Genomic DNA, 18,220 nt, shown 5'->3' with positions numbered 1-18,220 from the left:
AGATTTTGCCGGACGCGGGGCAATCGATGCGCAGTCATCGCGACTTCGGGCTGCCACCGGGAATCAAGTGTTCCGTTGCCGTGAGCTGACAGACAGAGGGAAGTTTGAAACTTGAGGGCCGCGTTTCCATGCGTGCTGCGATAGCGGCAATTTAGCAGCGCCTGAATCGAGCCGCGCGATTGGGGAAGGGAGGAGATATGGGACACCCTACGTTGTATATCTTCGGCACGAGACGCGCGAGCCATCCTATTGATTTTACTGATTATTAAGACCAGCCTGGCTCTGCCCGTGCCTCACTCAAAGAGATGTAGTCAAAGTGCAAATGCCCAGGGGAATTAAGAGGAGCGTCATCGTAATCCGATCTCGATCGCGGCATGCAAATACTGCGGCGAGACCTATTCCGGAAGACAGGGGTGACACGGGCGTGGGCATCAGTCGGCACCACGAAGTCGCCAGCGGCCGTGTTCGACATGCGTGGTCTGGCCGACAATGCTCTCAACCAGCAGGATTTCCTCAACCGTCCAGCCAATCGACGCGATCTTCTGGCTGCCGAGCCGGTCGCCGCGATAGTTGATCGTCACGTGCGGTTCGGGCGTGGTGCCGAGCATCATCGGCGCCTTGCGTTCGAGGAGATGACGGACCAACGCCGCCTGGAATGCGCGGGCCTCGGCCAGCGGCGCGCGGGTGCGCAGCGTGACGGCCTTGCGGTTCTCGATCCGGTCGAAGGCAAGCGGGAAGGCCGGGGCGTCGATGCTGTCGAGCGCGGCGATCACCGCGGGGAGCCATTCGGGCGGCGCGTAATGAAGGTCGAACAGCGATACCAGGGTGACGTGGAGCAGGTCCGCACCGCGGCCGGGATCGTTGCGGGCGAGCGCGATGATCTGCGCCTGCGCTTCGTGCGACGGCTTGGCCATGATGTAGAGCGGGTTACGGGCGCGCATAGGGAAGCGTAGCAGATGAGAGTATGATGGGGGAGGCGCGGTCGCTGGGCGCCGCGACATATTCCGGCGTTAGTAAAACTCGCCTAACCACTCCCCATCGTCACTCCGCTGGCAGATAAATCTCCCCGCCCTTCTCTTTGAACACCTCACTCATCTCAGCCATGCCCTTTTCGGCCTCAGCCAGCGCAGCCGGATTGGCAAAGACCGACCGCGCCGCGTCAGCACCCTGCGCCGCGTCACCGTCCGCCGCGATGAACGCATCCGCCGGCTGGTTCTGCTTCGCGGCGAAGTCGCGGACTTCCTGGGTGATCTTCATCGAGCAGAATTTCGGGCCGCACATCGAGCAGAAATGCGCGGTCTTGGCGCCTTCGGCGGGCAAGGTCTGGTCGTGATATTGCTCCGCCGTGTCGGGATCGAGCGACAGGTTGAACTGGTCGCGCCAGCGGAATTCGAAGCGGGCGCGAGACAGGGCGTCGTCGCGCATCTTCGAGGCCGGGTGGCCCTTCGCCAGATCGGCGGCATGGGCGGCAAGCTTGTAGGTGACCACGCCGACCTTCACGTCATCGCGATCCGGCAGCCCCAGATGTTCCTTCGGTGTGACGTAGCAAAGCATCGCGGTGCCGTACCAGCCGATCATCGCTGCGCCGATGCCGCTGGTGATATGGTCGTAACCCGGCGCGATGTCGGTGGTGAGCGGCCCGAGTGTGTAGAAGGGCGCCTCTCCGCAGACCTCGAGCTGCTTGTCCATATTCTCCTTGATCTTGTGCATCGGCACATGGCCGGGGCCTTCGATCATCACCTGCACGTCACTCTTCCAAGCGCGGTGGGTGAGTTCGCCGAGCGTGTAGAGTTCGCTGAACTGTGCTTCGTCATTGGCGTCGGCGATGCTGCCGGGGCGCAGACCATCGCCCAATGAATAGGCGATGTCGTACGCCTTCATGATCTCGGTAATCTCGTCGAAGCGTTCGTAGAGGAAGCTTTCCTTATGGTGGCTGAGGCACCATTTCGCCATGATGCTGCCGCCGCGGCTGACGATGCCGGTGACGCGCTTCGCGGTCATCGGGATGTAAGCGAGGCGCACGCCGGCATGGATGGTGAAATAATCCACGCCCTGTTCGGCCTGTTCGATCAGCGTGTCGCGGAAGATTTCCCAGGTCAGATCCTCGGCCACGCCGCCGACCTTTTCGAGCGCCTGGTAGATCGGCACGGTGCCGATCGGCACGGGCGAGTTGCGGATGATCCATTCGCGTGTGTCGTGGATGTTGCGGCCGGTGGACAAATCCATCACCGTGTCCGCGCCCCAGCGGATCGACCAGACCATCTTGTCGACTTCGTTCGCCACGTTTGAGGCGACGGCGCTGTTGCCGATATTGGCGTTGATCTTGACCAGGAAGTTGCGGCCGATCGCCATCGGTTCGGATTCGGGGTGGTTGATATTGTTGGGGATGATCGCGCGGCCGCGCGCGACCTCATCCCGGACGAATTCGGGGGTGACGTAATCGGGGATCGACGCGCCGAAATCCTGGCCGTCGCGGATCAGCGCTTCCTTCATCTGCGCGCGGCCCATATTTTCGCGGATCGCGACATATTCCATTTCGGGCGTGACGATGCCGCGCCGGGCGTAATGCATCTGGCTGACGTTGTGGCCGGCCTTGGCGCGCAGCGGGCGCTTCACGACATTGGGGAATTGCGGGACCCCCGCCGAGCGATCGGGGCCGGAAAGACCGTTATCCTCCGGGCGGATCTCGCGCGCGTCATATTCTTCCACATCGCCGCGCGCGACAATCCAGTCGCGACGCAGCTGGCCCAGGCCGGCATTGATATCGATCAGCGCCTTGGGGTCGGTGTACGGGCCGCTGGTGTCATAGACGCGCAAAGGCGGTTCGTCGCAGCTTGGGTCGAGCACAATCTCTCGCATCGCAACGCGCAACGGTCCGACATGGATTTTGCGTGAGCCGCGAATGGGGCCTGTCGTAACGCCAATTTCGGTGCGGGCGGGAATGTCGGCCATGGTGTTCGCTCCAAATGTTCGGAGCGAGGACACGGATTTCGCGAGGCGAATGCCGCTCCCTCCCTCCGCCGGCTTTAACCGGATCAGGTTCGGCGGGTCATGGCATCAGCCATATCTCAGCTGCTCAGGCGCAGCCCCCCGGGGATGGCCATGGTCTAGCACATCGTCGCAGTAAGGGAAGCACGGCCGTGTCGGATTGCCATTTACGGTCAGCGAAGAACCCGAGCCGAACGACGCACAAAGAAGGCGGGCAAAGAAAAGGCCGCGCGGGCTACCGCGCGGCCAGGGAGAAACGATCAGCGTGTCGTCAGAATCCGGTCGGACCCACGCCGTTCAAGCTGCTGGTCTTGATTGTGCCGTTGAGGCCGGCGGTGAAGAAACCGCCGCCGACCACCGACGCCGGGTTGAGATAGGCAATGTTGAGCACTTGTCCGAGGGTACGCGAGAAGGCGAGGCCGTCAGCGTCGGCGGGGGTGATGTTCGCGGTGGTCGCATCGCCGGTGATGCCCTGGTCCTTGTCAGCGCCGGTGCCGGTGCCGTCCAGCGCGTCGCGCGCGTCGGAGATCTTGCCCGCATCGGTGCGCAGGCTCGGCGTGGCGACGCCCTTTTGATACAAGACGGTGCGGATCAGGCCGGCATGATAGGCATGCGCCGCGAGTATGCCCGCCGCTGCCTCGATATAGGTCTTGCTGCCGATCAGGCCGGCACCGCCCCGGTACGCGGTGACGCCGACATCCGCCAACATGAACGCGCCAAGCAGGAAATTCGCGTCATTGGCGTAGACGTCGAAGGCGGCACCCGCGCCGACCACACCGGCGTTTTGCGCCAGTTTGCTGAACGCGCTGGTTGCGGTGACGCCGATGTCGATCGCCGGCTGCGCGGCCACCGCCGTGCCGAGCACGGAGCGCAGGAATGTCACATGCGCCAGTTTGTCGGCCGCGATCTCCTTGGCATATTGCTGCACCAGCGGATCGGTGAAAGTCACCTGGCGTCCACCGGTCGCGGCACCGGCAGTGCCGCTACCAGTGATCAGCGTGGCGGCAAGGCCAGCGCCATTGGCGGCGAATTGATAGAATTGCGCCAGGAGATATTCGAGATTGAGCGCGAAGTTCAGCACATCGGCGTCGGTTGCCGCCGGTGTGCTGGTCGAGGTCGAGGTCGGGGTTGGAGTCGGCGTGCCGGTCGCGGTTGGCGTCGGGGTCGGCGTGCTATCATCGCCGCCGCCGCAGGCGGCGAGCAGCGAGCTGGCACCCGCCGCCAGGGCAACGCCGCTGGCGCGCCGGAGGAACACGCGACGCTCGGCGCCGTGCGTTTCGCCGGCTTCGAGAATATTGATCAGCTTTTCGGTATCGGTCATCGGGTCAACTCCCCTGAATTCTGTATAATCGCTCGGACGCTCGGACGCTCGGATCGACGGCAAAGTTAGGTGCTCGCCGTGCTCGTCCGGATCGTGCCGTTAAGGCCGGCGGGGTAAAAACCGCCGGCCGTGACCGAAGCCGATGTCAGATAGACGATATTGAGTACCTGGCCCGTCGTCCGGCTGAAGGCGAGACCGTTGCCGTCGAGCGGCGTAATGTTCGACTGAAGAGTCGTACCGGTGCCGGTCGGCGAGATGCCCTGGTCGAACTCCCTGGTGGCGCCGGCACCGTCGAGCACATCGCGCGCATTGGAGATCGCATCGGCATTGGTGCGCAGCGACGCCGTGGTCGCGCCCTTGGCATAAAGCACGGTACGGATGGTGGATGCGTGATACGCCTTGGTCGCGAGGATACCGGCGACGGCAGCGAGGTCGTTCGCGTTGGTGAGCAGCGGTGTCAGACCCTTGTACGCGGTGACACCGACATCCGCGAGCATGAAGGCGCCGAGCAGGAAATTCTCGTCATTGGCATAGACATTGAAGCCAGTCCCTGCACCGACCACGCTGGCGGCCTGCGCCAATTTGCTGAACGCGCTGGTCGGAGTAACGCCGATGTCGATCGCCGGCTGCGCGACCTGAGCCCCGCTGAGCGTGGTGCGCAGGAACCGGACATGGGCGATCTTGTCCTGGGCGATTTCCTTGGCATATTGCGCGACGAGCGGATCGGCGAAGGACACCTGAGCGCCGCCGGTGACCGCGCCCTGCGTGGTAGTAGAGGCCGAGCCGGGAGCCAGGTCGGCGTTCGCCAGCCCCGTGCCGAACGCCGCATAGCTGTAGAATTGCGCCTCGAGATATTCCAGGTTGAGCGCGAAGTTGAACCAATCCGTATCGGTGAGGCCTTGTGCCGTGGCGATGCCGCCAAGCGTGATCGCCGAGGCACCGGCGCCCGCGACCGCCGCCGCGCCGAGCGCCGCCTTGAAGAATTCACGCCGGTCATTGCGCCGTTCGGTGTGGGCATCGAGTGCCTCGATCAATTGCTCATTTGTGTCGGTCATGGGCACGAACCTTCCCTTTGATACTTTTACAGGCGCGCTGTGATGGCTGGCGGGTCTTTGGGCAATAGCTGCGATTACATCCGTTACGATGGTCCGGTGTCGCCCCCAAACATGGCGCGACACTGGCTGATCCATTCAACCAGCGCAACCAGATACGATGCCGATCAATTGATTATATGACGTTTTGGCCAGGGCGATCCCGCATCCCGGCTTTTACCTCGCGCCAAAAAAAGGGCCGCGCGTTCGCACGCGCGGCCAGGGAGAGTGTGTGATGATCGGGGCGGATCAGGGTTGCGCGGTGCTCGTGGCGATCCGGCCGTTGACGCCGCCCGGGAAGAAACCGCCGCCGACCGTCGCCGCCTTGGTCAAATAGACGATGTTGAGTACCGCCCCCGGTGTCCGGCTAAAGGCAAGACCGTCGCTATCGGTCGGCACGATGTTCGACTGCGTCGCGTCGCCCGCGTTGACGATGCCCTGGTCGTCGTCGCTCGGGCCATCGAGGCTATCGCGCGCATTGGAGATCTGCCCCGCCGCGGTGCGCAGCATCGCGGTGTTCATACCCTTGGCATAAAGCACGGTGCGGACCAGGCCGGCATGATAGGCCTCCGCCGCGAGGATACCGGCGGCGGCCTCGAGATAGACCTTGCTGGTCAAGAGCGGCGACGCGCCCTTGTACGCGGTCACCCCGACATCTTCGAAGATGAACGCGCCGAGTAGGAAATTCTCGTCGCTGGCATAAGGGTTGAACACGCCGGTAGCCCCGACCACACCAGCCGCGCGTGCCGCGGCGGTGAAGGGACCGTCCGCCGCGCCCGAAATGTCGATACCGGGTTGCGCGACCGCTGCGGTGCCGAGCGCACTCCGCAGAAAAGCGACATGGGCGATCTCATCGCGGGCGATTTCACGGGCATATTGTTCGACCACGGGATCGGTAAAGGTCACTTTCTGCCCACCGGTCGCCGCACCCTGCCGCCCGGTGCCGCCCAGCATCGTCGCCGGAAGGCCAGTGCCGAATGCGGCGTAGGAATAGAATTGCGCCTCGAGATATTCGAGGTTGAGCGCGAAGTTGAGAATGTCGGCATCGCCAATCGGGGCGGTCGAGGTCGGTGACGGGGTCGGCGTCGGTGACGGCGCAGGCGTCACCGCGCCACTATTGTTGCCGCCGCCGCACGCGGACAGCAGCGAGGTGGCGCCCAGCGCGAGCGCGCCGCCGCCGGCATATTGGATGAATTTGCGCCGTTCGTCACGGCGGCGGTCACTGGCTTCGATGACCTGAAGAAGCGTTTCACTATGTTGCATCGGATATCTCCCTTAAGGACGGGCTGCGCGCGGATCAGTTCGCGGCGCTGGTCCTGATCGTCCCGTTGACGCCGGCGGGGAAAAAGCCCCCCATCGCGGCGGCGGTGTTGGTCAGATAAACGATGTTGAGCACCTGGCCCGTCGTCCGGCTGAACGCGATACCGTTGCCGTCGAGCGGCACGATGTTGGATTGCACCAACCCGCCAACGGTTTCCGGGGAGATGCCCTGATCGAGATCGCTGGTGCCATCCAGGCTGTCACGGGCGGCGGAGATCGCATCCGCCGAAGTGCGCAGCGACGGCGTCGCGATACCCTTTGCATAAAGCACGGTGCGCACCAGCGAGGCATGATATGCCTCCACCGCGAGCAATCCGGCGGCGGCCTCGAGATAGGCCTTGTTGCTGATCAGCGGCGCCGCGCCCTTATAGGCGGTGACACCGACATCCTCGAAGATGAACGCGCCGAGCAGGAAATTCTCATCGGTCGCATAAACGTCGAAGGCGGCGCCGGGGCCGATCAGCCCGGCGGCTCGCGCCGCGTTGCTGAACGCGCTGGTCGGCGTGACGCCGATATCGATCGCCGGCTGGGCCACGGCCGCGCCACCGAGTTGCGTACGCAGGAATTCGACATGCGCACGTTCGTCGAGCGCGATTTCCTTGGCATATTGCGCGACCAGCGGATCAGTGAATGACACCGCCCGGCCGCCGGTCACCGCGCCCTGAGTGCCCGTGCCGGTCAGGCTGGCCGCAGCAAGCCCGGTACCGAACACGGCGTAATTGTAGAATTGCGCTTCGAGATATTCGAGGTTGAGCGCGAAATTGAGCACATCGGCATCGGTCACGCTTTGCGCCGTGGCCGTGCCGGCCAGCGTCAGCGCCGAAACGCCCGCGCCGGCCACCGCCGCGGCGCCGAATGCCGTTTTGAAGAACTCCCGGCGCTCGTTGCGCCGATCGACCCTGGCGTCGAACGCCTCGATCAGTTGCTGACTTGTCTCGGTCATCGGCTTGGGCCTCCCTCTAGATTTGTCCCGCTGTGCGTCGTGGGTCTTCAGGCGTCGGTTTCTGCTCGCAAGCGTAAGCATTCGCGCCGAGCGGACGGCACGAGGCAAATCATTGGAACATTTGCAAAAACAGATACGGCCGCGCCGGTTGCCCGGATGCGCGGCCGATTAAATAATTCTGATCGGTGCGAATATTTCTAGAAGGTGTAGCCGATCCCGATCGCGCCCAGCCACTGGTTGCGGTCGCCGGCGATGCGCGTCACCGGGCTTTCGGCAAAGTCGTTGAGCAATCGCGAATAGGAAACGCCGCCGATTAGAGACAGGCCGTGAGTCAGGTCGCCGGTCAGCGAATAAGTCGCGAGGCCGGAGATCGAATAATTCTTCCACCCCTTGCCCGCGCTGTATTGGGGCAGCGTGCTGGCCAGCGAACCGGGGGCATCGACGCTGAAATAGGTCTGCGCATAGCCGTCGCCGGCATAGGTCGCATTCGCCGAGATGCCGACATAGGCCTTGCGGCTGAGCGGCGTGCCGTAATCCAGCTGCGGCGTGATCAGATAGCTTTTATGGGCGTTGTTCACGTCCCGAATGTACGAAACGCTGAACGAGAGCTTGTCATAGTCGCTGGTGATCAGGCCGGTCTTGCCGATGCCGAGATAGCCGCCGACCTCGATCGCGGTCTTGCGCGTGCCAAGCGCGCCGACGCGCGGGTCGTCGATTCGCTTGATGCTGTTGCGGTTGAAATTGGCGCCGACCACCGGACCAAGTTCGAAATCGAAGCCAGGTCCCGGATCATTGGGTACGACATCGACGAACAGCTGCGTGCCGCGCGTGATGAAGTTGATGCCCGACAGCGAGCCGCGAACGACCCCGATGGGCACGATGCGGTTGGTATCCGAGCCCTCATAGCTAGGGATGGTGCCGACGCCGATCGCGATCGAGAGGCTGTCGCCACCGGTGACGACCTCCGGCTCGGAGGATGCGGGATTGGCGGCCGGGGTCGAATCCTGCGCCAAAGCGGGCGCCGCGACGATGGGCGACAACAGGGCAACGGACAGAAAAATACTGTTTTTCAATGACACAGGCGGCTCCGGGGTGAAATGATTCCATCGGGGGCAACGCACCGCTTGCCGCTTTGGCTCCGCTGCACCGCGCTTGAGGCTTGCGTGAAAACTCCCGGAAGAGCGGGTTTCAGCAAATGTCAGAGGAGATACTTCATCCTGATCTGCTGTTCGTCGGCGTTGCCGGTGAGCGTGAATTGCGCCGCCGAAAAGCGTGGCGGACCAAAGCCGATCGCCGGGTTGCGCGAGAAGCCGAAACCTTCGCGCGGAATGCCGACAAATGTGTCGAGCTTCTTGTTACCATTCTCGTCATGGATCACGGCGACCGCATAGTCGCCGCGCGGCAGCCCGGCGAACAGGATCGCCGGCGCATCGGCACGGACCGAGCGAGTCACCGCGCGGGCGTCATCGAGGCATGCGGGGAAATTCTTCGGATCGGCGGTCAGGCAAATGCGCAGCATGCCCTTGGTCGAACGCAACTTGGCGATATCGACATGCAGGTCGGCGACCGGCATCGCGCCGGGCAACATACTTGCGAGAACCAGGGCGGCGCCAAGCCGTCGTGCCAATCGCCGGGTGGCGAAACGGTGTGCAAGTGCGATGGTCTTACCCTTATCGTTTGCCAAAATGTCCAACCCCCCGGTCGGTGCCACAGATCCGATCCCAGAACCGGAAATAAAGCCCATAATTGCATTTATACTGTTCATGGTGCCGTTGATGATGGCTGGCGGTGATGAGCCAGGCCCCCACCGGCCCCCGCCACATGAAGCGCGGGAAAATTTCCCAGCCCATATGGTTGGTGACCCCCATAACGGTCATGATCGTCAGCACCAGCCCGAGGGCGGCAATATGGATCGGAATCAGGACGACCAGTAGCGGAATTACCACAGCGCCGGTCAGCGCCTCGTACGGATGGAACGCCATCGCCGCCCAGGCGGTGGGCGGGCGGCTGGCATGGTGGACGGCATGGGCGATACGGAACGGTCGTGGCCGGTGCATCCAGCGATGCGTCCAATAGAACCAGGTGTCGTGCGCGAAAAGATAAAGCAGCACTGACAGGGGCAGATACCAGAGCGGCCAGACGTGGATGTCGCTGTAGATCAAGGTCCAGCCGCGATTCTGCCAGCCCCAGGCGACGATCCCCGCCGGGACGCCATAGATTGCCGCGGACGCGAGGCTCCATGATATCTCGCGCCGGATTTGCGGGTCGAGGCCGGTATAAAGGCCTGGCGAGCGCCAGCGGGTGGCCAGTGCGAAGCCGCCGCTGACGATCAGATACCGCACGCCGACGATCACCGTCATGGCGACGGCGGAAAGCAGGATGGCGAGAAAGACGGTCATGCCGTGCCCTTATAGACGGCTGAGCATATCCGTCACGCGATCAGCGCGGCACAGTCCATCGCGATCTGTTCGAGCGCTTCGCGTGGCGCGCCGGCCCGCGCACGGACACTAAGCGAGTGGATGACCGAGGCGACGATCCGCGCATCGGCCGCCGGACGCATGCTGCCGGCCGCGGTGAGCAATTCCTCGATCCGGCGATCCTCCATCGCGAGGAACCTGGCGAGTGCCTCGCGCACCTGAGGGTCCGACGCCGATTCCGTGCTCGCGGTGCTAACCGCGAGGCAGCCCGATGGCCCCTTCTCGCCCGACAGATAGCCGTCGATAGTGAACATCAGCATGATTTCGACCAGCGTGCGGACACCAAGTTGTTGTGCCGCGATCGCATTGAAACCGCGTTCGGCGCGATCATAGACACGCGCCAGCGCCGCCAGATAGATCGCGCGCTTGTCGCCGAACGCCGCATAGAGGCTTGGTCGCGCCAGGCCCGTCGCATCGACCAGATCATCGAGCGAAGTCGCGGCATAGCCCTGGGTGCGGAAGCGCTCGCTCGCCGCCTTCAGCGCGATCTCGGGATCGAAGCCACGCGGGCGGCCGCGTGATCGGCCTTTGGGAATATCGGCAGGGGACTCGGACAATTATGTACCATTTCGCAAAGAATCATTGACGCGCTTTATATTATGCGAAATGGTACAGAAATCAACCAAGCCCCGGGAGGCCGCCATGAAGCTGTATTTCGTTCCCTTCGCCTGCTCGCTCGCGACGCGCATCGCGATCGAGGAAGCTGAGCTCGAGGCCGAGTTCATCCAGGTCGTGCCGGGCCAGGTCTTGCCCGATGGCCGCCCCTTCTCGGCGATCAGTCCAATGGATTATGTCCCGGCGCTGGAGACGGGCGGCATCGTGCTGAGCGAGGGCACGGTGGTGCTGACCTATATCGCCGATCTCGCCGCCGAGGGCGTGCTCGCGCCGGCGCCCTATACCGAGGCGCGTTATCAGATGATGCGCTGGCTCAACTTCGTCGCGACCGAGGTGCACAAGGGCGTCTTCTCGCCATTGATGACCAAGAAGTCGAGCCGGGGCGCACGGGACTGGGCCCTGGGCATGTTGCCCAAGCGTTTCGACTTGCTCTCGCAGCAGCTCAAGGGGCAGGATTTTCTGATCGGCAGGTTCAGTGTTGCCGATGCCTATCTGCTCGCAGTGCTCAACTGGTGCGAATATGCCGGGGTGCCGATCAAGATCTGGCCGGTGCTCGAAGCGTGGCGCACGAAGATGCGGACCCGGCCCTCGGTCGCCCGCGCGATGGCAACCGAGATGCCGCTGCTCCAGGCAGCATGAACCGAAAAGGGCGGCGTTACTTCTCTTTCGCGCCGCCCTTTTTCGGGTCCATTTTCACGATCCTGGTGCCGTTGACGCTCCACACAGCATCGTCCGGGGTGCCGACAAACACCGGCTTGCCCGACCAGAGCGAGAGATAGACATGCATCTCGGTGGGATGTGGATCGAGCAAATGCGTCATCCATAAGCCCTTCGTATCAGGCGGGCTGTCGAGCGTCAGGCAGCTTTTGCTGAAATCCCGCACCGCCAGCAGCTTGCCGTCAGGACCGATATCGACCTCATGATGGCCGCCAGCGGGATAAGCGTCGCGTTTCAGCATCGGGGTGAGCAGATAGACCGGAATGGTCCCGCTGCCCGGACGGGGCGGCAAGGTAACGGTGTTGAAGGGCCGCTCGACACAGGCGCCAAAGGGTTGCGCGACCGCCACATCATGCGCCGCCGCCATGCGCACCGCTTGTGCCGACAGACTGCGATCGCCGTCCGTATCGGGTACGCGGTCGTTGAGTATCTTCCCATCGCGATAATCGGCGACATAGATCGCATAGGGCGTCGCGTCGTTCAGCCCGTAATAGGTCACGGTCAACAGGTCGCCCGCCGGCTCGACCACCCAGCCGCGGATCGCGCGCATGACGTCCTGAGGCAGCTTGCGCGCCAGCATCGCATCGGTGGTGTGCCAGGCCGCCTGGTCGAAGGCGTAGATCTCCGCACCACGGGCGGCAACTGCGGCGAGATCGGCGGTCTGGATGGTCGGTGGCTTGCTTGCCTCTCCGGCATGTGCCGGCATATCGGGTTTGTCGGCATGCGCCGCTGGGGCCAATACCGTGGCGGCCAGAGCCAATGCTTCGAGCCCGAACCGTCGCATCGCCGTCTCCCCCAAAGCCTCCCAGATGCAATTCCTAGCATCGGCACAGCATGCGGCAAGCCAAGTTACGGGCACGAGCCGCCACGCGCGCCGTAACGGCAGTAGTGGCCACATCACCACACCGCCCAATTCCGCGCTTGCGCAGGGGCGTGGATCGGTTAGGCGCTGATCCATGGCGACGATCATTCCGTGCGATGTAGCGATCGTCGGCGCGGGACTCGCCGGCGGTTTGATGGCGCTGGCGCTGAAGCGCCGGCATCCCGAACTCGATGTGCGGATCGTCGAGGAGAGCTCACGAATCGGCGGCAATCATGTCTGGTCGTTCTTCGCCAGCGATGTTGCCGATAGTGACCGCGGGATCGTTGCGCCGCTGATCTGCCACGGCTGGAAATCCTACGACGTCGCCTTTCCCGGTCATGCCCGAACGCTGGCCAACCCCTATTATTCGATCGAGTCCGAGCGGCTCGACGCAGTGGTTCGCGCGGCGCTACCCGAAGGCGCGCTGATGATGGGCCGCAAGGTGCTCGGCGCCAGCCCGCGCGCGATCGTGCTGGCGGACGGCGACCGGGTCGAGGCGAAAGGCGTAATCGACGCGCGCGGACCGGGTGATCTCGGGCTGCTCGATCTCGGCTGGCAGAAGTTCCTTGGGCGCGAATTCGACATGGTCGCGCCCCACGAGCTGATGCGACCGATGGTGATGGATGCCACGATCGAGCAGCTCGATGGTTATCGCTTCGTCTATTGCCTGCCCTTCGCCGCGACGCGAATGTTCGTCGAGGACACGTATTACAGCGACGACCCGGCCATCGATCGCGCGGCCCTAGGCGTCCGGATCGACTCCTATGTCGATGGCAGAGGCTGGCAGGTGGATCATGTCGTGCGCGAAGAAACGGGCGTCTTGCCGGTCGCGATGGGCGGCGATTTCGAGGAATATTGGCGATCGGGCGGCAACAAGGTGGCCAAGACCGGCATGCGCGCAGGGCTGTTCCATCCGACCACGGGCTATTCATTACCCGATGCAGTGCGGCTTGCCGCACTGGTCGCTGAATCAACCGACCTGTCGGGCAGCGCACTGCACGATCTGACATATCGTTATGCCCGGGCGCGATGGCGTGAGCGTGGCTTCTATCGCATGCTCGACAAGATGTTGTTCCGCGCCGCGGAGCCGGCGGAACGCTACCGCATTCTCGAACGCTTCTATCGGCTGTCGCCAGCGCTTATAGGCCGCTTTTATGCAGGACGTTCGACCATGACCGATAAGGCGCGTATATTGACCGGCAAGCCACCGGTGCCGATCGGCCGCGCGATCAACGCTATTTTGGGCGGCCGGCCCCGGACGAATCGATGAGCAGCATGCCGCCACGCTCCGCCATCATCATCGGCGCCGGATTCGGTGGTCTCGCGCTTGGCATCCGCTTACAATCGGCGGGCGTGGACACGACCATCGTCGAGGCACGCGACAAGGCCGGCGGGCGTGCCTATGTCTGGGAGAAGGACGGCTTCACCTTCGATGCCGGGCCGACCGTCATCACCGACCCGCCGTGCCTGCAGGAATTATGGGCGCTGACCGGGCGCGACATGGCCGAGGACGTCACGCTCGCTCCGGTATCGCCCTTCTACCGGCTCAACTGGCCCGATGGCGTCAGCTTCGATTACACCAACAACGATCAGGTGCTGAACGCCGAAATCGCCAAGCTCAATCCCGAGGATGTTGCGGGATATCGCAAGTTCCTCGATTACTCGGCCGGCGTGTTCAAGGAAGGATATGAGAAGCTCGGCCATGTCGCGTTTCTCGACTTCGCCTCGATGATCAAGGCGGCACCGGCTTTGGCCAAATATCAGGCCTGGCGGTCGGTCTATTCAATCGTGTCGAGCTTCGTGAAGGACGAGCATCTGCGCCAGGCGCTGTCGTTCCACACGCTGCTGGTCGGAGGCAATCCGATGACCACAAGCGCGATCTATGCGTTGATCCACAAGCTGGAACGCGACGGCGGCGTGTGGTTCGCGATGGGCGGCACCAACCAGCTGATCGCCGGCATGGTGACGCATTTCGAGCGGCTCGGCGGCAAGCTCCGGCTCGACGATCCGGTGACCAGCATCGAGACGCTGGGCGATCGCGCGACCGGCGTGACCACAAAAGCCGGCTGGGTCGGCACCGCCGATATGATCGCGTGCAATGGCGATGTGATGCACATCTATCGCGACCTGCTGAAAACCTCGCGCAGCGCGCAGCGGACCAAGGCGAAGCTCGAACGCAAACGCTATTCACCTTCGCTGTTCGTCGTGCATTTCGGGATCAAGGGCACATGGCCGGGGATTCCGCATCACATGATCCTGTTCGGGCCGCGTTATAAGGGCCTGCTCGCCGACCTGTACGATACCGGCATCCTGCCGGAGGACTTCTCGCTCTACCTCCATCACCCGACGGTCACTGATCCGAGCCTCGCGCCGGAGGGGCATTCGACTTTCTATGCGCTGGCCCCGGTGCCGCACATGGGCAAGTTCCCGGTCGATTGGGAGGAGATCGGGCCGATCCTCGAAAAACGCATCCTGGACGAAGTGGGGCGGCGGCTGATCCCCGACATCCATGAGCGGATCGTGACCAAATTCCATTATGCGCCGAACGATTTCGCAGCGGATCTCAACGCGCATCTCGGTAGCGCGTTCAGCCTGGAGCCGATCCTGACGCAGAGCGCCTGGTTCCGCGTGCACAATCGCGACGATCATATCCCGAACCTCTATTTCGTCGGCGCGGGGACGCATCCAGGTGCGGGGATTCCGGGCGTGGTCGGCAGCGCCAAGGCGACGGCTGCACTAATGCTGGAGAGTGCGCGGTGACCCCCGCGCTGGTCGAAGTCGTGCGCGAGCATTGGGGCTGGACAGGAGTTGCGCCCGCGCAGGTTACGGCCACAAGCCCGTTCGGGCATCTCGTCGTCAAGGACGAAGCCGGCGCCTTTTGGTATCTCGATCCCGAAATGCGTGAGTTGAATCGAATCGCGGACGATGATTCCGGACTGGCACGATATTTCTCAGATGAGAACGTCCGGTTCACCTGGGATGCCGCCGTTCTGGTTGCTGCCGCGCATCAGCGCCTGGGCCCTCCCGGAGAGGGAAGATGTTACTCGCTGAAGCCGCATGCCTTGCTGCAAGGCGATTATGCGCCGGAGAATCTCTGTATCCTGCCGATTGCAGAAGTTGTCGGCTGGACCGGTGATGTCGAACGCCAGACGCGCCATCTGCCCGAAGGCGCATCCTTTACCCTGAAAGTTGTCGATTAAATCATGAAGCGTCTTGCCATCTATTGTGGCTCTGCCACGCCGGCCGACCCGGTCTATATCGAGTCCGCGCGTGCGGTCGGCCGCCTGCTCGCCGAGCGCGGCATCGGTGTTGTCTATGGTGGCGGGCGGCTCGGGCTGATGGGTGCAGTCGCCGACAGCGCGCTGGCGGCGGGCGGCGAGGTGATCGGCATCATCACCCAGGCACTGGTCGATATCGAGGTCGCGCATCGCGGCTGCACTGAACTGCATATCGTCGAGACGATGCACCAGCGCAAACAGGCGTTCACCGACCTGTCCGACGGCTTCGTCAATCTGCCCGGCGGGACCGGCACGATGGACGAACTCTGGGAAGCGATGAGCTGGGCGCAGATCGGCTATCATGCCAAGCCGATCGGGTTGCTCAATGTCGCGGGCTATTACGACCATCTCATCGCCTTTTACCGCAAGATGGGCGAGGTCGGTTTCCTGCGGCCGCAGCATCAGGGTTTGCTGATCGTCGATACCGGAATCGAAGCGCTGCTGGCCAGGATGGCTAAGAGCCAGCCGATCGAGGCGATCACCAAGATGAGCGCGTCCGATCTGTGAGTGAAGCCTCGCCACTACGAGCCTTCCCTTTCGCGGGACGGTGTATGAGATGACCGCAGCCCTCCCCACACGCGACGCAATCGTCGCCACCGCGCAGGAATCGATCGCACGCGGATCGAAGAGTTTCGCCGCTGCCAGCAAATTGTTCAACCGCCCGACGCGCGAACGCGCCTGGTTGCTCTATGCCTGGTGCCGGGCGTGCGACGATATCGCCGATGGACAGGATCATGGCCACGGTATGAGCGTCGTGGCCGACGCGCCCGAACGGCTCGTCCGGGTCCGCGCGATGACCGAAGCCGCGCTGGCGGGTGAATGGGTCGGCGATCCCGCCTTCGACGCGCTGCGTATCGTCGCGGCGGAGACGTGCCTGCCGCACGGTTTCGCGCGCGACCTGATCGAGGGTTTCGCGCTCGACGCGCGCGACTGGCGACCGCGGTCGGAGGCCGATCTCTATAAATATTGCTATCATGTCGCGGGCGTCGTCGGCTGCATGATGGCGGTGATCATGGGTGTTTCGCCGGACGACGAGGCGACGCTCGACCGCGCCTGCGACCTGGGCATGGCGTTCCAGCTCGCCAATATCGCACGCGATATCGAAGAAGATGATCGAGTCGGGCGCTGTTATGTGCCCGAAGAATGGCTGGTCGAGATGGACATGCCGCCAGGCCAGCACATGAAACCGCCATTCCGGTCGCGGCTGGCAATCCTGACACAACGGCTGGCCGATCGCGCCGCGGCGTTCGAGGCAAGCGCGCGGATCGGCACGACCAGACTCGACCTGCGATCGGCCTGGGCCGTACTGGCGGCGGCAGGAATCTATGGCGCGATCGGACGCGCGGTCGCGGCGCGCGGCGAGCATGCCTGGGACCACCGGGTAACGACATCGACTTCAGCGAAGATCGGGTTCATCAGCCGTGCCTTGGGTGAAGCGTTGCGGCGCCGCGCGCTCTACCCACCCGTTCCACGTGACCCGGCCTTATGGACGCGGCCCCGTCGATAAGGTGAAGATCGCGCTAACTCTGGTTGATCACCAATCACTTACTCGCACACTGCATCGCTCTGGCGGTGACCATGCTCTCCCTCCGCCTGTCCCGCGCGCTTGCGCAGGGGCGCGCCGCACGACCAGAACCGCCCAGTCGGGCGGCGCTGCTCGCGGCGTTGCTGCGCAAACGCGCCGCTGCGCATAATGTCGGCGCGCAGGATCTCGAAGCCTTGCTGCGTGACCAGATCCGCTGGTCGCTCCCAATGGAAGCCGGGCAGATCGAACCGCGCCGCGTTCAGCCGAGTAACGGCTCGCCGGGATAGGGTTTATGGTGGAGCCGCCCGGCGATCCATCCACCGAGCAATGGCAGGACGATCGCACAGCCCTGCATCCATAAGGGATGCGGCAGCAGCAGGATGTTGACGATACCGCCGGCGACGACCAGCACCGCGACGATCCAGCCGGACCAGCGCCAATCCGAAACCCTGAGCGCCAGCCACGCGCCGGTGAATGCGGCGAGAAACCAGCCGAACACGATAAGCAGCTTCGCAGGGAGCGGCATGCCGGCGATAATCGCGGCGGTCGTGTCCGGATCGGCGCTGTCGAGTTCACCCGACAAGGGATACAGCGTCCCGGCGAACCAGTCGGCCAGCGAAACGATCGTGATCGCGGCTATCGCACCGAGAACGGTGCCCAGCAACTTCTTCATGACAAAGCCCCCAGCGCACGAACGATGGGGACTCGTATCATTTCGATGCGTGGCAGCCAATCAGCCCTGAGTGCCGCGATGATCTTTGTTCCGGACCATGCGCTGGCCATTCGCGCGGCATGCGGCGCTGACCACCGGATAATCGATATCGCTGTTACGGCCGAGTGCGGCTGGCATCGCCGCCTGGCATTGCTGGATCGTTTCATAACGCGCCGGCTCGACCCGGGCCTCGGCGCAATTCGCGCTGCCGTCCGCACATCCCATGATCGCCATGACGTAGAACAAGGGTTCCATGTCTCTTCTCCCGTACAGGCAAGTTAAATCGATGAGACGACTCTCTTGTTCCGTGAAATGAATTCTCGGGGGATTGACCTTTTATGAGACGCGCAGGCGGCCTACATGTTCTTGCT

Annotated in this window: 20 protein-coding genes and 1 riboswitch; of the genes, 7 read left to right on the top strand and 13 right to left on the bottom strand. The window is 63.4% G+C overall.

Annotated elements, in window-relative coordinates; genetic code table 11:
- Positions 1-431: 431 nt before the first annotated feature.
- The 10 genes from G4G27_RS19615 to G4G27_RS19570 form a co-directional block, all read right to left on the bottom strand.
- Positions 432-941 carry a 2'-5' RNA ligase family protein gene (locus G4G27_RS19615; protein WP_183110193.1) on the bottom strand — a complete coding sequence of 170 codons (510 nt, stop codon included), beginning with the start codon at positions 939-941 and terminating at the stop codon, positions 432-434.
- A gap of 100 nt (positions 942-1,041) precedes the next feature.
- Positions 1,042-2,952 carry a phosphomethylpyrimidine synthase ThiC gene (gene thiC / locus G4G27_RS19610; RefSeq protein WP_183110192.1) on the bottom strand — a complete coding sequence of 637 codons (1,911 nt, stop codon included), beginning with the start codon at positions 2,950-2,952 and terminating at the stop codon, positions 1,042-1,044.
- Between the two features lie 43 nt (positions 2,953-2,995).
- Positions 2,996-3,103: riboswitch (TPP riboswitch) on the bottom strand.
- Positions 3,104-3,259: 156 nt separating this feature from the next.
- A complete protein-coding gene (locus G4G27_RS19605; protein WP_183110191.1) occupies positions 3,260-4,309 on the bottom strand; it encodes a ferritin-like domain-containing protein in 1,050 nt (349 codons plus the stop codon).
- 65 nt (positions 4,310-4,374) lie between these two features.
- Positions 4,375-5,364, bottom strand: a complete 990-nt coding sequence (locus tag G4G27_RS19600) for a ferritin-like domain-containing protein (RefSeq protein ID WP_183110190.1) — start codon at positions 5,362-5,364, stop codon at positions 4,375-4,377.
- Positions 5,365-5,649: 285 nt separating this feature from the next.
- Positions 5,650-6,663: a ferritin-like domain-containing protein gene (locus G4G27_RS19595; protein WP_183110189.1), complete on the bottom strand. Its 1,014-nt coding sequence runs from the start codon at positions 6,661-6,663 to the stop codon at positions 5,650-5,652.
- 34 nt (positions 6,664-6,697) lie between these two features.
- Entirely contained in the window at positions 6,698-7,663 is a 966-nt protein-coding gene (locus G4G27_RS19590; RefSeq protein WP_183110188.1) for a ferritin-like domain-containing protein, read from the bottom strand.
- Positions 7,664-7,860: 197 nt separating this feature from the next.
- Positions 7,861-8,736, bottom strand: a complete 876-nt coding sequence (locus tag G4G27_RS19585) for a MipA/OmpV family protein (RefSeq protein ID WP_183110187.1) — start codon at positions 8,734-8,736, stop codon at positions 7,861-7,863.
- Positions 8,737-8,861: 125 nt separating this feature from the next.
- Positions 8,862-9,347, bottom strand: a complete 486-nt coding sequence (locus tag G4G27_RS19580) for a DUF2141 domain-containing protein (protein ID WP_244624428.1) — start codon at positions 9,345-9,347, stop codon at positions 8,862-8,864.
- Positions 9,334-10,062: a sterol desaturase family protein gene (locus G4G27_RS19575; protein WP_183110186.1), complete on the bottom strand. Its 729-nt coding sequence runs from the start codon at positions 10,060-10,062 to the stop codon at positions 9,334-9,336. Before G4G27_RS19575 ends, G4G27_RS19580 begins: the two co-directional genes overlap by 14 nt.
- A gap of 32 nt (positions 10,063-10,094) precedes the next feature.
- Complete coding sequence (locus tag G4G27_RS19570) at positions 10,095-10,697, bottom strand: TetR/AcrR family transcriptional regulator (protein WP_183110185.1); 603 nt, start codon at positions 10,695-10,697, stop codon at positions 10,095-10,097.
- An 85-nt stretch (positions 10,698-10,782) separates the two neighbouring features.
- Here G4G27_RS19570 and G4G27_RS19565 point away from each other — a divergent pair, with 85 nt between their 5' ends.
- A complete protein-coding gene (locus tag G4G27_RS19565) occupies positions 10,783-11,394 on the top strand; it encodes a glutathione binding-like protein (RefSeq protein ID WP_183110184.1) in 612 nt (203 codons plus the stop codon).
- 16 nt (positions 11,395-11,410) lie between these two features.
- Here the strand turns inward: G4G27_RS19565 and G4G27_RS19560 are convergent, their stop codons facing one another.
- Complete coding sequence (locus G4G27_RS19560; RefSeq protein ID WP_183110183.1) at positions 11,411-12,256, bottom strand: hypothetical protein; 846 nt, start codon at positions 12,254-12,256, stop codon at positions 11,411-11,413.
- A gap of 172 nt (positions 12,257-12,428) precedes the next feature.
- Here G4G27_RS19560 and crtY point away from each other — a divergent pair, with 172 nt between their 5' ends.
- The 6 genes from crtY (at position 12,429) to G4G27_RS19530 (ending at position 17,424) form a co-directional block, all read left to right on the top strand.
- Positions 12,429-13,604: a lycopene beta-cyclase CrtY gene (crtY, locus tag G4G27_RS19555; protein ID WP_183110182.1), complete on the top strand. Its 1,176-nt coding sequence runs from the start codon at positions 12,429-12,431 to the stop codon at positions 13,602-13,604.
- Between the two features lie 5 nt (positions 13,605-13,609).
- Positions 13,610-15,094, top strand: a complete 1,485-nt coding sequence (locus G4G27_RS19550; protein ID WP_183113916.1) for a phytoene desaturase — start codon at positions 13,610-13,612, stop codon at positions 15,092-15,094.
- A complete protein-coding gene (locus tag G4G27_RS19545) occupies positions 15,091-15,534 on the top strand; it encodes a T6SS immunity protein Tdi1 domain-containing protein (protein WP_183110181.1) in 444 nt (147 codons plus the stop codon). The genes G4G27_RS19550 and G4G27_RS19545 overlap by 4 nt, the downstream gene beginning before the upstream one ends.
- 3 nt (positions 15,535-15,537) lie before the next feature.
- The gene (locus tag G4G27_RS19540; RefSeq protein ID WP_183110180.1) at positions 15,538-16,119 is read left to right on the top strand and encodes a TIGR00730 family Rossman fold protein; all 582 of its coding nucleotides are present in this window, start codon (positions 15,538-15,540) and stop codon (positions 16,117-16,119) included.
- A 49-nt stretch (positions 16,120-16,168) separates the two neighbouring features.
- Positions 16,169-17,119 (top strand): phytoene/squalene synthase family protein, encoded by a 951-nt coding sequence (locus G4G27_RS19535; protein ID WP_183110179.1) that lies wholly within the window; start codon positions 16,169-16,171, stop codon positions 17,117-17,119.
- A gap of 71 nt (positions 17,120-17,190) precedes the next feature.
- Entirely contained in the window at positions 17,191-17,424 is a 234-nt protein-coding gene (locus tag G4G27_RS19530) for a hypothetical protein (RefSeq protein ID WP_183110178.1), read from the top strand.
- Here the strand turns inward: G4G27_RS19530 and G4G27_RS19525 are convergent.
- Positions 17,397-17,810, bottom strand: coding sequence for a hypothetical protein (locus tag G4G27_RS19525; RefSeq protein ID WP_183110177.1), 414 nt, complete (start codon positions 17,808-17,810; stop codon positions 17,397-17,399). The genes G4G27_RS19530 and G4G27_RS19525 overlap by 28 nt on opposite strands.
- A 60-nt stretch (positions 17,811-17,870) precedes the next feature.
- The gene (locus tag G4G27_RS19520) at positions 17,871-18,104 is read right to left on the bottom strand and encodes a hypothetical protein (protein WP_183110176.1); all 234 of its coding nucleotides are present in this window, start codon (positions 18,102-18,104) and stop codon (positions 17,871-17,873) included.
- Positions 18,105-18,220: the final 116 nt, after the last annotated feature.

It is taken from the genome of Sphingomonas sp. So64.6b, assembly GCF_014171475.1.
GTDB classification, from domain to species: domain Bacteria; phylum Pseudomonadota; class Alphaproteobacteria; order Sphingomonadales; family Sphingomonadaceae; genus Sphingomonas; species Sphingomonas alpina_A.
Note: the sequence above shows the minus strand (reverse complement) of the source record. Positions and strands in the feature narration are given on the sequence as shown.

Excerpts from the sequence above, each read along its gene's own strand:
- G4G27_RS19615 (WP_183110193.1), bottom strand. The coding sequence starts at position 941 with ATGCGCGCCCGTAACCCGCTCTACATCATGGCCAAGCCGTCGCACGAA.
- thiC (WP_183110192.1), bottom strand. The coding sequence starts at position 2,952 with ATGGCCGACATTCCCGCCCGCACCGAAATTGGCGTTACGACAGGCCCC.
- G4G27_RS19605 (WP_183110191.1), bottom strand. The coding sequence starts at position 4,309 with ATGACCGATACCGAAAAGCTGATCAATATTCTCGAAGCCGGCGAAACG.
- G4G27_RS19600 (WP_183110190.1), bottom strand. The coding sequence starts at position 5,364 with ATGACCGACACAAATGAGCAATTGATCGAGGCACTCGATGCCCACACC.
- G4G27_RS19595 (WP_183110189.1), bottom strand. The coding sequence starts at position 6,663 with ATGCAACATAGTGAAACGCTTCTTCAGGTCATCGAAGCCAGTGACCGC.
- G4G27_RS19590 (WP_183110188.1), bottom strand. The coding sequence starts at position 7,663 with ATGACCGAGACAAGTCAGCAACTGATCGAGGCGTTCGACGCCAGGGTC.
- G4G27_RS19575 (WP_183110186.1), bottom strand. The coding sequence starts at position 10,062 with ATGACCGTCTTTCTCGCCATCCTGCTTTCCGCCGTCGCCATGACGGTG.
- G4G27_RS19565 (WP_183110184.1), top strand. The coding sequence starts at position 10,783 with ATGAAGCTGTATTTCGTTCCCTTCGCCTGCTCGCTCGCGACGCGCATC.
- G4G27_RS19560 (WP_183110183.1), bottom strand. The coding sequence starts at position 12,256 with ATGCGACGGTTCGGGCTCGAAGCATTGGCTCTGGCCGCCACGGTATTG.
- crtY (WP_183110182.1), top strand. The coding sequence starts at position 12,429 with ATGGCGACGATCATTCCGTGCGATGTAGCGATCGTCGGCGCGGGACTC.
- G4G27_RS19550 (WP_183113916.1), top strand. The coding sequence starts at position 13,610 with ATGCCGCCACGCTCCGCCATCATCATCGGCGCCGGATTCGGTGGTCTC.
- G4G27_RS19540 (WP_183110180.1), top strand. The coding sequence starts at position 15,538 with ATGAAGCGTCTTGCCATCTATTGTGGCTCTGCCACGCCGGCCGACCCG.
- G4G27_RS19535 (WP_183110179.1), top strand. The coding sequence starts at position 16,169 with ATGACCGCAGCCCTCCCCACACGCGACGCAATCGTCGCCACCGCGCAG.
- G4G27_RS19530 (WP_183110178.1), top strand. The coding sequence starts at position 17,191 with ATGCTCTCCCTCCGCCTGTCCCGCGCGCTTGCGCAGGGGCGCGCCGCA.
- G4G27_RS19525 (WP_183110177.1), bottom strand. The coding sequence starts at position 17,810 with ATGAAGAAGTTGCTGGGCACCGTTCTCGGTGCGATAGCCGCGATCACG.
- G4G27_RS19520 (WP_183110176.1), bottom strand. The coding sequence starts at position 18,104 with ATGGAACCCTTGTTCTACGTCATGGCGATCATGGGATGTGCGGACGGC.